At 44.8% G+C, this 13,356-nt stretch carries 12 protein-coding genes; 4 read left to right on the top strand and 8 right to left on the bottom strand.

Going from position 1 to position 13,356, the window contains the following annotated elements:
- Positions 1-244 precede the first annotated feature (244 nt).
- Entirely contained in the window at positions 245-1,435 is a 1,191-nt protein-coding gene (locus ACTNA4_RS00195; protein ID WP_427808513.1) for a pyridoxal phosphate-dependent aminotransferase, read from the top strand.
- Positions 1,436-1,478: 43 nt separating this feature from the next.
- Entirely contained in the window at positions 1,479-2,291 is an 813-nt protein-coding gene (locus tag ACTNA4_RS00190; RefSeq protein WP_441028060.1) for an amidohydrolase family protein, read from the top strand.
- A gap of 54 nt (positions 2,292-2,345) precedes the next feature.
- Here the strand turns inward: ACTNA4_RS00190 and ACTNA4_RS00185 are convergent, their stop codons facing one another.
- The 5 genes from ACTNA4_RS00185 to ACTNA4_RS00165 are packed head-to-tail and all read right to left on the bottom strand — an operon-like array spanning position 2,346 to position 6,767.
- Positions 2,346-2,771, bottom strand: a complete 426-nt coding sequence (locus tag ACTNA4_RS00185) for an ACT domain-containing protein (protein WP_427805671.1) — start codon at positions 2,769-2,771, stop codon at positions 2,346-2,348.
- A 19-nt stretch (positions 2,772-2,790) separates the two neighbouring features.
- Positions 2,791-4,098: a phenylacetate--CoA ligase family protein gene (locus ACTNA4_RS00180; RefSeq protein WP_427805670.1), complete on the bottom strand. Its 1,308-nt coding sequence runs from the start codon at positions 4,096-4,098 to the stop codon at positions 2,791-2,793.
- A 27-nt stretch (positions 4,099-4,125) separates the two neighbouring features.
- Complete coding sequence (locus tag ACTNA4_RS00175) at positions 4,126-4,692, bottom strand: indolepyruvate oxidoreductase subunit beta (RefSeq protein WP_427805669.1); 567 nt, start codon at positions 4,690-4,692, stop codon at positions 4,126-4,128.
- Positions 4,693-4,696: 4 nt separating this feature from the next.
- On the bottom strand, positions 4,697-6,472 hold the full coding sequence (iorA, locus tag ACTNA4_RS00170) for an indolepyruvate ferredoxin oxidoreductase subunit alpha (RefSeq protein WP_427805668.1): 1,776 nt from the start codon (positions 6,470-6,472) through the stop codon (positions 4,697-4,699).
- Entirely contained in the window at positions 6,453-6,767 is a 315-nt protein-coding gene (locus ACTNA4_RS00165; RefSeq protein ID WP_427805667.1) for a YerC/YecD family TrpR-related protein, read from the bottom strand. Before ACTNA4_RS00165 ends, iorA begins: the two co-directional genes overlap by 20 nt.
- Positions 6,768-6,989: 222 nt before the next feature.
- Here ACTNA4_RS00165 and ACTNA4_RS00160 point away from each other — a divergent pair, with 222 nt between their 5' ends.
- A complete protein-coding gene (locus tag ACTNA4_RS00160) occupies positions 6,990-8,624 on the top strand; it encodes a class I adenylate-forming enzyme family protein (RefSeq protein ID WP_427805666.1) in 1,635 nt (544 codons plus the stop codon).
- Positions 8,625-8,721: 97 nt separating this feature from the next.
- Here ACTNA4_RS00160 and ACTNA4_RS00155 read toward each other — a convergent pair whose 3' ends face one another.
- Positions 8,722-9,144, bottom strand: a complete 423-nt coding sequence (locus tag ACTNA4_RS00155; protein ID WP_427819688.1) for a hypothetical protein — start codon at positions 9,142-9,144, stop codon at positions 8,722-8,724.
- A complete protein-coding gene (locus ACTNA4_RS00150; protein ID WP_441016032.1) occupies positions 9,141-10,664 on the bottom strand; it encodes a Y-family DNA polymerase in 1,524 nt (507 codons plus the stop codon). Before ACTNA4_RS00150 ends, ACTNA4_RS00155 begins: the two co-directional genes overlap by 4 nt.
- Positions 10,665-10,832: 168 nt before the next feature.
- On the opposite strand from ACTNA4_RS00150, the gene ACTNA4_RS00145 reads away from it, so the two are divergent.
- Positions 10,833-11,111: a hypothetical protein gene (locus tag ACTNA4_RS00145; protein WP_427805663.1), complete on the top strand. Its 279-nt coding sequence runs from the start codon at positions 10,833-10,835 to the stop codon at positions 11,109-11,111.
- A gap of 157 nt (positions 11,112-11,268) precedes the next feature.
- Here ACTNA4_RS00145 and rbr read toward each other — a convergent pair whose 3' ends face one another.
- The gene (rbr, locus tag ACTNA4_RS00140) at positions 11,269-13,320 is read right to left on the bottom strand and encodes a rubrerythrin (protein WP_441028058.1); all 2,052 of its coding nucleotides are present in this window, start codon (positions 13,318-13,320) and stop codon (positions 11,269-11,271) included.
- Between the last annotated feature and the right edge of the window lie 36 nt (positions 13,321-13,356).

Genomic DNA, 13,356 nt, shown 5'->3' with positions numbered 1-13,356 from the left:
TACCTTAAAGTTTTAATCTTTAAATCGTTAAAGTAATAAAATTGTAGCATACGCCATTTGATCTGTCAATCAGATTACGGATACGTCCGCTTGTTTTTTTGCCTTTTTTCATACAATAAGATGCTTTTTCATCGGGATTCTTTCATTGACAAATAAAATATTATGCTCTATCATTATTACAGCAACGCGTTAATATACAACTACAATCCAATCATAAATAAACAAAAACAACGAGGTAATCATCATGGCGAATTTAAATGAAAGAATGGTGGCATTGGGAACTTCCCGTTCCGTGATCCGTGAACTTTTCGAATTTGGTAAACAAAGAGCTGCAGAAATCGGCGCTGAGAATGTATTTGATTTCTCCATCGGAAATCCAAGTGTTCCGGCTCCGGATGCAGTCAATGAAACTGCAATCAAACTGCTTCAGGATACAGATCCTGTAGTTATTCATGGTTATACCAGCGCTCAGGGAGACATCGAAGTCAGAAAGCTCCTTGCCGATTCCGTAAACAGACGGTTCGATACATCTTTCGGACCGGATAACTTTTATGTATCCGTCGGTGCCGCCGCTGCACTTTGCTGCTGTCTGAATGGTCTTTGCAACAAGGATGACGAGGTCATTGTATTTGCACCATACTTCCCGGAATACAAAGTATTTATCGAAGGTGCCGGCGCAAAAATGAATCTGATCCCTGCCGATACCGAAGCTTTCCAGATCGACTTTGAAAAGTTTGAAGCAGCAATCAACGAGAACACAAAAGCAGTCATTGTAAACTCTCCGAATAACCCCTGCGGTGTTGTATATTCACATGAGACCTGCACAAAACTTGCGGAGATCCTCAACGCAAAATCTGCTGAATTGGGCCATCCGATCTACTTGATCGCGGATGAGCCTTATCGCGAGATCGTGTTCGATGGTATTGAGGTTCCGTACCTTCCTAAATACTACAACAATACTCTGGTGTGCTATTCCTGGTCCAAGTCCCTCTCCCTTCCGGGAGAACGTCTGGGATACGTTCTTGTTCCGGATGAAGTCGAGGAACACGGACTGGTGTACGCAGCTGTTGCAGGTGCAGGCCGTTCCCTTGGATATGTCAATGCACCCGGACTTTTCCAGCGCGTATGTGCCATGTGTGCAGATATGACTGCCGACATCACCATCTATGAGACCAACCGCAATCTCCTTTACAATGGGCTCCGCGAGATTGGTTTTGATGTAGTAAAACCGGACGGAACCTTCTACATCTTCCCGAAGACACTGGAAGAAGATGACGTTGCTTTCTGTGAAAGAGCAAAACAGTTTAATATCCTCATCGTTCCGGGATCCGGTTTCGGCTGTCCGGGACATGCACGTATTTCCTACTGCGTACCTACAGAAAGAATCGAACGCGCGCTTGATGCGTTCAAAAAACTGGCAGATTCTTATAAATAACACATAAAAATCTGTCAAATAAATACTAGAAGAGAAAACACCCATGATTATTGATTTTCATACTCATATATTTCCAGAGAAAATCGCAGAACGAGCGATTTCCAATCTGGCAGCAGTCATAAGACAAAAGCCCACCACCAACGGTTGTGCAGACGGCTTGCGTTCTTCCATGAAACATGCCGGTATCGACATCAGTGTTGTGCTTCCTGTCGTAACCGATGTGAAGCAATTTGATTCCATCCTTCGTTTTGCGGTTTATATCAACGAGACGTATGCTTCCGTTCATGAGCAACGGCTGATTTCCCTTGCGGGTATCCATCCGGACGATCCTGACTGCAAAGCTCATCTGGCGCTGATTAAACGAGAAGGATTCGCCGGAGTCAAAGTCCACCCACATTATCAGAATGTAGAATTCAATGATATCCGCATGAAAAATCTGATCTATGCCGCATCCGAGATCGGTCTTCCGGTTATCACTCATGCCGGATATGATCCCTATACGCCGGATCATGAGTTCTGCACTCCCGATATGGTTCTCGACGTTTTGAAAGATGTTGCTCCGGAAAATCTGATTCTTGCACATTTAGGAAGCAACGAAAATTACGATGAGGCCGAAGAAAAACTCTGCGGTCAGAACATCTTTCTCGACACTGCTTACTCTATCACTCGTGTGAGTGAAGCCCAGTTTATCCGCATGGTGCGCAAACATGGCGCGGATAAGATTCTTTTTGCTACCGACTGTCCATGGGCAGACCAAAGAACCTGTGCTGAAATTCTGAAGGAAAGCGCACTCACTGATCGGGAAAAAGAATTGATTCTATCAGAAAATGCTATAAAATTATTAGGCATTCAATAAAAGTAAAACCCACTGAAGAATTCTCCGGTGGGTTTTGCTTTTCTCTCTATCCAATTACTTCATTGCGTCCATACCTACAATACGGAATCCTTTCGCATCCAGAATCTTTGCAGCTTGTGCATCATCATTCGTACGAATGATCATATATGCAACATCGTTCTTCTTTCCCAAAATCGTGTACATATACTCAATATTGATTCCTTCTGTCCCAAGTACAGCAATCATATTTGCAAGCATACCGGGCTCATCCTGAACTTCCACAGCGATGACATCGGTAATAGAGCAAATATAATTTTCATTTTTCAGAATGGTAACTGCGTTGAAAACATCATCCACGATGATACGGGCAATACCGAAATCAGAAGCTTCTGCTACTGAAATTGCACGAAGGTTGATTTTCTGAGCGGAAAGAACCGCTGCAACCTCAGCAAGTTTCCCCGGCTGGTTTTCAAGAAATACGGAAATCTGTTTAACTGTCATGAATTTTCCCTCCTATTCATTAACCCTGATACAGGTTTCGTTTATCAATCACTCGAACTGCTTTGCCTTCACTTCTTACAATGCTCTTAGGTGCAACCAGCTTAACCTTAGCGTAAATTCCAAGCATCGCTTTCAGTCCGTTTACAAGCTCTTTCTCTTTTTCGGATACAACACTCAAGTTGTCGGAGAACATCTCAGGTGTCATTTCTACCTGAACTTCGATGGTGTCACTGTTGTTTACACGATCAACGATGATCTGATAGTTCGCCGGATATCCCTGGTTCATAAGTACGGTCTCGATCTGGGACGGGAATACATTTACACCCTTAACGATCAGCATATCATCACTTCTTCCAAGCGGTTTACTCATCTTCACATGCGTTCTTCCGCAAGAACATTTTTTCCTGCTTAAGATACAGATATCACGGGTACGATATCTCATGAGCGGGAATGCTTCTTTCGAAATGCTGGTAAATACAAGCTCGCCCTTCTCGCCGTCCGGAAGCACCTCTCCCGTGATCGGGTTGATGATTTCCGGAATAAAATGGTCTTCATTTACATGCATACCGGTCTGCTCTTCGCATTCGAAGGCTACACCCGGACCGGAAATTTCTGTAAGTCCATAAATATCATACGCTTTAATGCCAAGCTGTTCTTCGATATCATGGCGCATTTCTTCTGTCCATGCTTCTGCTCCGAAAATACCTGCTTTTAATTTGATCTGATCGCGTACCCCTTTTTCATGAATGCTCTCCGCTAGGTAGGCAGCATAAGATGGAGTACAGCAAAGAATCGTAGATCCCAGGTCTGTCATAAACTGAATCTGTCTCTCCGTATTTCCGGAAGACATCGGGAGCGTCAGACATCCTACTTTGTGGGAACCACCATTTAATCCCGGGCCGCCGGTAAACAAACCATAACCATAACTTACATGGCAGACATCTTCTTTGGTTCCGCCTGCGGCTACGATTGCTCTGGCGCAGCAATCCTCCCAGAGATCAATGTCATGCTGAGTATAGAAGGCAACCACACGTCTTCCGGTAGTACCACTGGTTGACTGAATGCGAACACATTCTGAAAGCGGACGTGCAAGCAATCCATATGGGTACTCGTCTCTTAAATCATCTTTTTCAATGAAAGGCAATTTCGGCAGATCATCCACAGACTTGATATCTTCCGGAGTCAGTCCTTTTTCCTCCATTTTCTTTCTGTACATTGGCACATTGTCCCAAACATTCCGGACCTGTTTTACAAGTCTCTCACTCTGGATCTTATGAATCTCATCCCTGGATGCGCATTCGATCTCTGGCTGAAAATATCTTTTCATCTCTTTTTCTCCTTCTTACTGTATTGTTTAACCTCTCCCGAGGGCAAACGCTCTTTTGTTCATTTCGACAAATTTTTCCGGAACACACTTCTCAATAGCACTGATCCATTTTTCTTCCGGAATATCAAAATATCTGGAAAGTCTTCCCATCAGGACCAGATTTACCGCTTTGGCAGAGCCAGCCTGCTCTGCAAGGGAAAGGCAGTCCATTGCATCAACTGCGATTCCTTCTGCTTCCATCTTATCGATCAGGTTCTCCGGATAAGAAGCTGCACCGGTGATGACCGGCATTGGATCGATCTCCTGGGTATTGACCACGATGCGTCCGCCTTTTTTCAAATATTCCACATAACGTGCCGCTTCCAGCTTTTCAAAGGATACGATAAAGTCTGCCTCACCCTTGTCAATGACCGGTGAATACACCTTCTCTCCAAATCTTACATATGTAACCACGCTTCCACCGCGTTGACTCATACCATGTACCTCAGATACTTTTACATCATATCCTTCATTCAGAAGGAGATATCCTAAAAGTTTGCTGGCAAGGAGAGATCCCTGTCCTCCTACACCGACAATCATTACATTCTTTGTCATTTCTTTATTCCTCCCCGCTCTGTAATGCATCAAACTTACACATCTGCTGGCAAACTCCGCAGCCAACGCACAATGTTGTATCGATCACAGCTTTTTTGTCTTTTACACTGATTGCAGGACATCCAAGACGCATACAGGATTTACATCCTACACAGTTATCCACAGCAACTTTCAAAGGAGCTTTATGTTTTACATATTTAAGAAGTGCACATGGGCGGCGGCTGATGATGACAGACGGCTCATCTGCTGCAAGTTCTTCTTTCAATACTTTATCGCACTCTTCCAGATTGTATGGATCCACGACAGCTACGCGGTTGAAGCCCATCGCTCTGCACAATGCCTCCAGATCAATCTTTCCTGCCGGATCACCTTTGATGTTGTATCCGGTCGTCGGATTCTGCTGATGACCGGTCATACCGGTAATGGAATTATCCAGAATGATAATGGTGGAATTACTCTGGTTATAGGCAACATTTGCCAAACCGGTCATACCGGAATGCATAAAGGTGGAATCACCGATTACGGCTACTGTCTTTCCTTCACTTTCTTCGCCGCTGGCTTTGTTAAATCCGTGAACGGCACTGATGGATGCACCCATGCAAAGAGTCATATCCATAGCGGCAAGGGGAGCTACCGCGCCAAGGGTATAGCAGCCGATGTCTCCAAGAACCGTGCATTTATTCTTGGAAAGAGTATAGAACAGTCCTCTGTGCGGGCATCCTGCACACATAACAGGCGGTCTTCCCGGAAGCTGTTCGCCAAGAGAATAACAGTCTGCACATTTTCCTTCTATTTTTTCCGCAATGAGATTCTGAGAAAACTCGCCGCAGATCGGAAGCAGATCTTTTCCTGATAAAGTCAGGCCAAGTTGCTTACAATGATTTTCAATGATCGGATCCAGCTCTTCGATCACGATCAGCTTTTCAACCTTTGCCGCAAAATCCCGAATCAGTTTTACCGGCAGCGGATTTACCATACCAAGCTTCAAGATACTTGCATTTTCTCCGTAAACTTCCTTCGCATACTGATAGCAGGTGGACGAAGTGATGATACCCAGTGCGGTTCCTCCCATCTCCACACGATTCAGCGGGCTGGTCTCCGCGTATTCGATCAGTTTTCTGGTCCGTTCTTCTACAAATGGATGACGGCGGATCGCATTACCCGGCATCATTACATATTTCTGAATCTTCTTTTCATATGGCTTCTGCTTAGGAACCACACGCTCGCCCGGAACGACAACGCTCTGGGAATGTGCTACTCTGGTACACATTTTTATAATGACCGGAGTATCAAATGTCTCCGAAATCTCATATGCGGTCTTTACAAATTCCAGTGCTTCTGCAGAGTCAGACGGCTCCAGCATAGGTACCTTCGCTGCGATTGCATGATGGCGGGAATCCTGCTCATTCTGGGAAGAATGCATGCCCGGATCATCCGCCACGCAAATCACCATCCCTGCATTTACACCTGTATAGGAGCAGGTATAGAGCGGATCGGCCGCTACATTAAGTCCGACATGCTTCATGCCGCAAAAGCTTCTTTTTCCGGCAAGACAGGCTCCAAAAGCAACTTCCATGGCCACCTTTTCATTCGGAGCCCATTCACAATAGACCTCATCATATTTTGCAATTTCTTCTGTAACTTCTGTACTTGGCGTCCCCGGATAACTGGACACCACGCTGCATCCTGCCTCGTATAAACCTCTGGCAAATGCCTTATTACCTAGCATCAACTGTTTCATCGGTATCGTAACTCTCCTTTCAACTTTCACTTTCTGCATTTACTTCGCTCTCTTCCAAACGAATCAACGTCTTCTCCAGCATACCCGTACCGCCATTCAACACACGGCTCACACGGCTGATAGTTGCTGTGCTGGCACTTGTTGTACTCATAATATCTGAATAGATTTTTCCCTTTGAGAGCATTCTCGCCACATCAAAACGCTGTTCTATAGCGCGAAGCTCTGTCTCTGCACAGATATCCTCAAAAAAATCCATACATTCTTCTATTGATTCCAGCTGAAGAATTGCCTTATACATATCTTCGTTTCTGGTTCTCTGAAAATTCTTTTTCATATAAACCTCTCTTTTCTGCACAATGAGTACACTTTATTACTGTATTGTATTATTGTATCATTTTTATCGGAATTGGTAAACAGTATTTTTATATCGGCAGAAGCTCCTCCGACGTTAAACAAATCGTACCTTTCAAAGTATCCTGCCAGATTATTGACTTTATCTTTCAAATATGCTATCTTGATTTAAAGTATTAAAGTTTGAATTGAGAGGAAATCCATCATGCCTGTTACTGATTTACTTGAGAGAAATCACAAATTATATGGGGACGAAGTGGCTCTTGTGGAACTGAACCCATCTGTGAAAGACACCAAAAGAACCAGCTGGAGAGAATACAGTCTGGTACAGCCTACTTCTTTTGAACCGTACAGAAGAGAAATCACATGGAGTGTCTTTGATGAAAAAGCAAACCGCGTTGCAAATATGCTTCTGGAACGTGGAATTAAGAAAGGGGACCGCGTTGCAATTCTGATGTTTAACTGTCTGGAATGGCTGCCGATTTATTTCGGAATTTTGAAAACCGGTGCGATCGCCGTTCCTTTTAACTTCCGTTTTGATTCTTCTGAAATCAAATATTGTGCAGATCTGGCCGAAGTACATGTCTTATTCTTTGGGCCGGAATTTATCGGCCGAATTGAAGCGATTGTTGATGAGCTGACCAAGGGACGGCTTCTTATTTATGTAGGAGACACCTGTCCCACCTTTGCCGAAAGCTATCGTGAAATGGTAGCCGACTGTTCCAGCCAGCCTCCGATGATCCATCTGGAAGAAAGCGATGATGCCGCTATCTACTTTTCTTCCGGAACCACCGGATTCCCGAAAGCAATTTTACATAATCATGAAAGTCTGACCCAGGCTGCAGAGATGGAACAGAAACATCACCTGACAGACCGGAACGATACCTTCCTTTGTATCCCGCCGCTTTATCATACCGGAGCAAAATTCCACTGGATGGGAAGTCTCTGCGCAGGAAGCAAAGCAGTTCTTCTGAAGGGCACGACTCCGGAAATCATTCTGGATGCTATTTCAAGAGAAAAATGTACTATCGTATGGCTTCTGGTTCCGTGGGCTCAGGATATCCTGAATGCTCTGGACCGAGGTGATGTGAAGCTCGAAGATTATGAGCTGAGTCAGTGGAGACTGATGCACATTGGTGCGCAGCCTGTTCCGCCATCTCTGATCAAACACTGGAAAGAATACTTCCCGAACCATCTCTACGATACCAACTACGGACTTTCCGAGTCCACTGGTCCCGGATGTGTTCACCTTGGTGTAGAGAATATTCATAAAGTCGGTGCTATCGGTGTTCCCGGATATCGCTGGGAATGCAAGATCGTAGACGAGAATCTGAAAGAAGTTCCGTTTGGAGAAGTTGGAGAGCTCTGTGTCAAGGGTCCCGGTGTTATGACCTGTTATTACAATGATCCGAAGGCTACCGCAGAGACGATCGTAGACGGCTGGCTCCGTACCGGTGATATGGCCATGCAGGATGAAGACGGCTTCTACTTCCTCGTAGACCGTAAGAAAGATGTCATCGTCAGCGGTGGAGAAAACATTTATCCGGTACAGATTGAAAACTTCCTGAGCACCTTCGATAAGGTCAATGACGTTGCCGTTATCGGTCTTCCGGATCCACGTCTCGGCGAGATCACAGGTGCGATTATCTCGATCAAACCGGGCATGACCTGCACAGAGGAAGAAATCGAAGAATTCTGCAAAGGACTTCCAAGATATAAGAGACCGAAGAAAATTATCTTCGCAGACGTTCCGAGAAATGCCACCGGCAAAATTGAAAAACCTGCCCTCCGCAAGAAGTACGGCGCAGATCAGCTGGTTGCACAGCAGAACCGGGGTTAATTTCGGGGACATAAAAATAAGTTTACAATGATATGTTTTAAGGAGAGTACTCAATGTACTCTCCTCATTTCATTCCCGTTGATTCCAACATTTATCTCTACACTTCTTCTATCTCTATAATCTGCTCCATTGCTATCTTCATTCCACTATCCATGAGAATGACTTTTTCCACCTCATCCATCTTTTTGACCGTTCCCACATCCGTAAGATATGCCCCGCCGCATTTTTGAGTATCCGGCCTGAAATATGTGATAGACACATTTCTTTTTTCAGACAAATGCTGAGAGATATCGTAAAGCTTCTCATTGATCTTCTCGATCGCAGTCTCATCAAGCATGATCTTCTCATCTGTAAGTCTTGCGGTTTCTTCGATGGCTTCCTCATGTCCGGCAAGGGCCGCAAAAGGCGCAAACTGCGCTGCCCTGTCGTGGAGTGACATGTGTGTCCGCTCTTTAGACTGGTGGTGTGGCAGGTCCATAATATCATCATATCTGTGCTCGTCTTTATAATATCCACTCACGCTTTATGGCCTCCTATCTGTCCATTTCTTTCTCTGGTCATAGCGCCCTCTTCCAAATTCATTCCCTTAAGGACCGCGTTCTTACCGTATTTTTTCTGAATATCCAGAACCGCCCGCTGAAGCTTTTTCTCCTTCTCGCGCTCTTTGTTCTCCTGCTCTCTTTCTCGTTCGAGCGCTGCATAATCCGTAAATAAATCAAGCTGTTCAAAAGTCTGCTTCTTAGGAACTTCACTCTCAGGGATCACCCTTGACGCCACAACATTCACCCTTCGCACAAGTAAATCCGGATTGACGATCCTGTCAAACAGTTCTTCCACTGCTTTCATAATAATCCTGGTAGAAGAAGTCTGACAAGGCAGATTCATGGTTCCATGCGCATGCTTCGGAACTCGTCTTCCATAATGGTCTGTAGTAACCTCTCCATGATATTTATTCCTGATTGCAGGATCCGTCAGATTCTCTATGTCATATCCGATCGTAAGTACCATCTGATCTGTGACAAGCTTCTTATCCACCAGATCGAGCACCAGTAAATCCGTCATTTCCTTTACGATCAGCCTTGCTTTTTCTGCCGTGTACGCGCAATGAAGCACCTGACCGGAGCCCAGGCTGTTCTTCTGCGGTCTATAAGCCTTGATCTCCGCAATGGTCGTAGGCTCCCATCCCCACGCATGGTCGATTAAAAGCTCCGCATTCACTCCAAACAGCTTATATAAAAATGCCTCATTATAATACTCATTCGGCTTTCCGATCGAACAACGCGCAATATCTCCCATAGTATATAAGCCATTTGCCATAAGCTTCTTTGCGTATCCCGGGCCGACTCGCCAGAAATCCGTAAGCGGGACATGATTCCACAAAAGCTTTCTATAGGACATCTCATCAAGTTCTGCGATCCGGACTCCGTCCGCGTCCGCAGGGATCTTCTTGGCTACAATATCCATAGCAACCTTACAAAGGTACATATTGGTACCGATTCCCGCTGTTGCTGTCACTCCCGTTTCCCGCAGCACATCCCGAATCATTTTAAGCGCAAGCTCACGGGCACTCATCCCATAAGTATTCAGATAAGTCGTAGCATCAATGAATACCTCATCAATAGAATATACATGCATATCCTCAGGTGCAATATATCTTAAATAAATATCAAAAATCCTCGTACTGTATTCCATGTAATATGCCATTCTCGGAGCTGCTGCTATATAAGCCACCTCCAGATCTGGAGACTTTGCAAGCTCTACTGCATGAAAAGACGCTCCTGTAAATTCTCCGCCCGGTATCTTTGATCTTCTCTCTCTATTTACTTCCTTGATCTTTTGAACCACCTCAAATAATCTTGGCCTTCCCGGAATACCGTAGCTCTTCATGGAAGGGGATACCGCAAGGCATATGGTCTTCTCTGTCCTGGATGCATCCGCAACGACCAGATTCGTAGTAAGCGGATCAAGACCTCTTTCGATACATTCTACAGAGGCATAAAAAGATTTCAAATCAATTGCAATATATGTTCTGTCTGTCACATCTAAGCCTCCTCTCAGGTTTCTATGGTCTCATTACCAATCATTCCCCTATATCTTGTTGTTGAAATCGAATGTATGTTCGTGTATAATTATATCAGATCCTTTCAATATTTTCAACCAGGAGATGATAGACATGAACAAAATGTTTCGAGCGAGGAGTGATGCTTTATGAGTCAAATCCTATCCTCCAACTCCCATGATTATCTGCCCATGCAGATTGTCCCGGTCATCGCTTCCTTTAACGATGACGGGCAGATCAAGCCTCTTTATGTCGGCATCAACGGCGAGCGGTACAAGGTGGATTCCTATTGGGTAAGGCGCAGTTTCTCGAATCAGATAGAATTCCATTGTAAACTCATCATCGAAAATATGCGAAAACCGGTTATTATGACCTATTACCTGAATGAGTGTATCTGGACGATCCCGAATATCCCGGAGCGTAATTAGAGCCGATGGACCTTGCCCATCGGCTCTGATGATCTGCAATTATTTTCGGCTCTCTTTTTTCTTCTGCGCCATGTTCATAAAGATTGCTATACAGTTCAATGCCATACAAAAACAAAAAGACATTCATCTAAGCGCCTCTAAAAATATAATTATAATGTTAATAATTCTCTTTTCTCACTTCAAAGAAAGTCTGGCTCATGCCACAAACCGGGCAAACATCCGGTGCTTTTCTGCCGATTACCAGATGGCCACAGGCACGGCATTCCCAGATAGCTTCCTCACCCTTTTCAAACACTCTCTGCATTTCCACATTTTTCAGCAGTGTACGATATCTCTCTTCATGCGCCTTCTCGATTGCTCCTACTTTGCGGAACTTCTCTGCCAATTCATGGAATCCTTCTGCATCTGCATCTTTTGCGAACCGATCATACATATCAGTCCATTCATAATTCTCTCCTTCTGCTGCAGCCAGAAGATTACCTGCCGTATTTCCCAGATGTCCTAATTCCTGATACCATACTCTTGCATGTTCCTGCTCGTTTCTTGCAGTCTTTAAGAATAACTCGGCGATCTGCTCGTAACCTTCCTGAATGGCAATATTTGCAAAATAGGTATATTTATTTCTTGCCTGACTCTCTCCTGAAAAAGCCTCCATCAAATTCTTTTCTGTCTTGGTTCCGGCGTAGATATTTCCACCTGCTTTTGGTTCTTCAATTTTTTCAAAGGAAGATGCGGGCTGCTTACACACTGGACAAACAAAACCTTCCGGCAATTCTCCTTCATGAATATAACCACATACTTTGCAACGATACTTTACACTTTCACTCATTATCTTCTTACCTCCTAATAATTCACTCTGATCCCTATACCGGGTATGTAACATTTTTTCCGCCAAATCCGACAACGGTTCCTTATAAAATTCCCGATATAAGGCTTTCAGCTCTTCGTTTTCATGACTGCTTCTCAGTTTCATGTTCTGATCCCGTTGATACAAGCCTGCAATGCGCTCTTTACGCAGCTCATCGCCTCTTTCCAGTGTTCCCTTTGGCTGTCCACCGCCACCGATACAACCGCCCGGACAAGTCATCACCTCAATGAAGTGATACTGCTTTTCTCCATTTCGAAGTGACTGGAGCATTTTCTCTGCATTCGCGGTACCATAGATAACAGCAACATTCACCGTCAGTTCTCCTATCTGCAGGGAAGCTTCTTTCATTCCTTCCATTCCCCGGACAGCTTCCAGTTCGTACAGAACCTCCGGTGCTTTTTCTCCTGAAATGTACTCATAAGCGGTACGAAGTGCTGCTTCCATAACACCACCCGTATTTCCAAAAATCACACCTGCACCGGATGCCTCACCCATTAAACGATCAAATTCCGAATCCTCCAGCATAGAAAACTCAATCTGCTGTTCCCTGCCCCACTGTGCCAGTTCCCGGGTCGTAATGACGTAGTCCATATCTCGCATTTCCGGAATTCCCAGATACTCAGCCGCTGCCTGCATTTCTTCCCGCCTAATTTCATATTTCTTGGCGGTACATGGTGTAACTGCAACATTCACAATCTTCCGAGGATCAATTCCCATTTTTTTCGCAAAATAAGTCTTTATCGTTGGCCCCTGCATTCCTATCGGACTTTTTGCGGAAGAAATATGTGACAAAATCTCCGGATGATACATTTCCGCATATTTCACCCATGCCGGGCAGCAACTGGTAAACTGGGGAAGCGGCTTCGTTCCTTTCGTCACCCGTTCAATCAGCTCACTTGCTTCCTCTACAATCGTCAGATCCGCTGCAAAACTAGTATCCAGCACATAATCAGCTCCCAGGCTTCGCAGCATAGCCACCATTTTCCCTTCCACAAAACTTCCTCCGGGAAGTCCGAATTCCTCCCCCAGAGCAATCCGAACAGAAGGTGACGTACTGAAAATCACAACCTTATCCGGATCCTGGATGGCTTTTTTCACCTCCTGATATTCCATCTTTTCTGTAATACTGGAAACCGGACAGACATTAGCACACTGACCGCAGTGAATACAGACCGCAGTATCCTGCGTATTCTCCAGACGATAAGTACCGTGAACTCCAATACTTTTCTCACATACTTCCTTACACTGCCCACAGCGGATACAGAGTGCTTCATTTCGCACAATAGCCGGATTGTCCGGTTCAATCGGAACACGGATATCCATAGATAAATGCTTTCCCATTCTTTTCTCCTTCTCTTTTCTAATAGCAGTAATTCC

The organism is Bariatricus sp. HCP28S3_A7 (assembly GCF_052066375.1).
Classification (GTDB): Bacteria; Bacillota; Clostridia; order Lachnospirales; family Lachnospiraceae; genus Allocoprococcus.
Note: the sequence above shows the minus strand (reverse complement) of the source record. Positions and strands in the feature narration are given on the sequence as shown.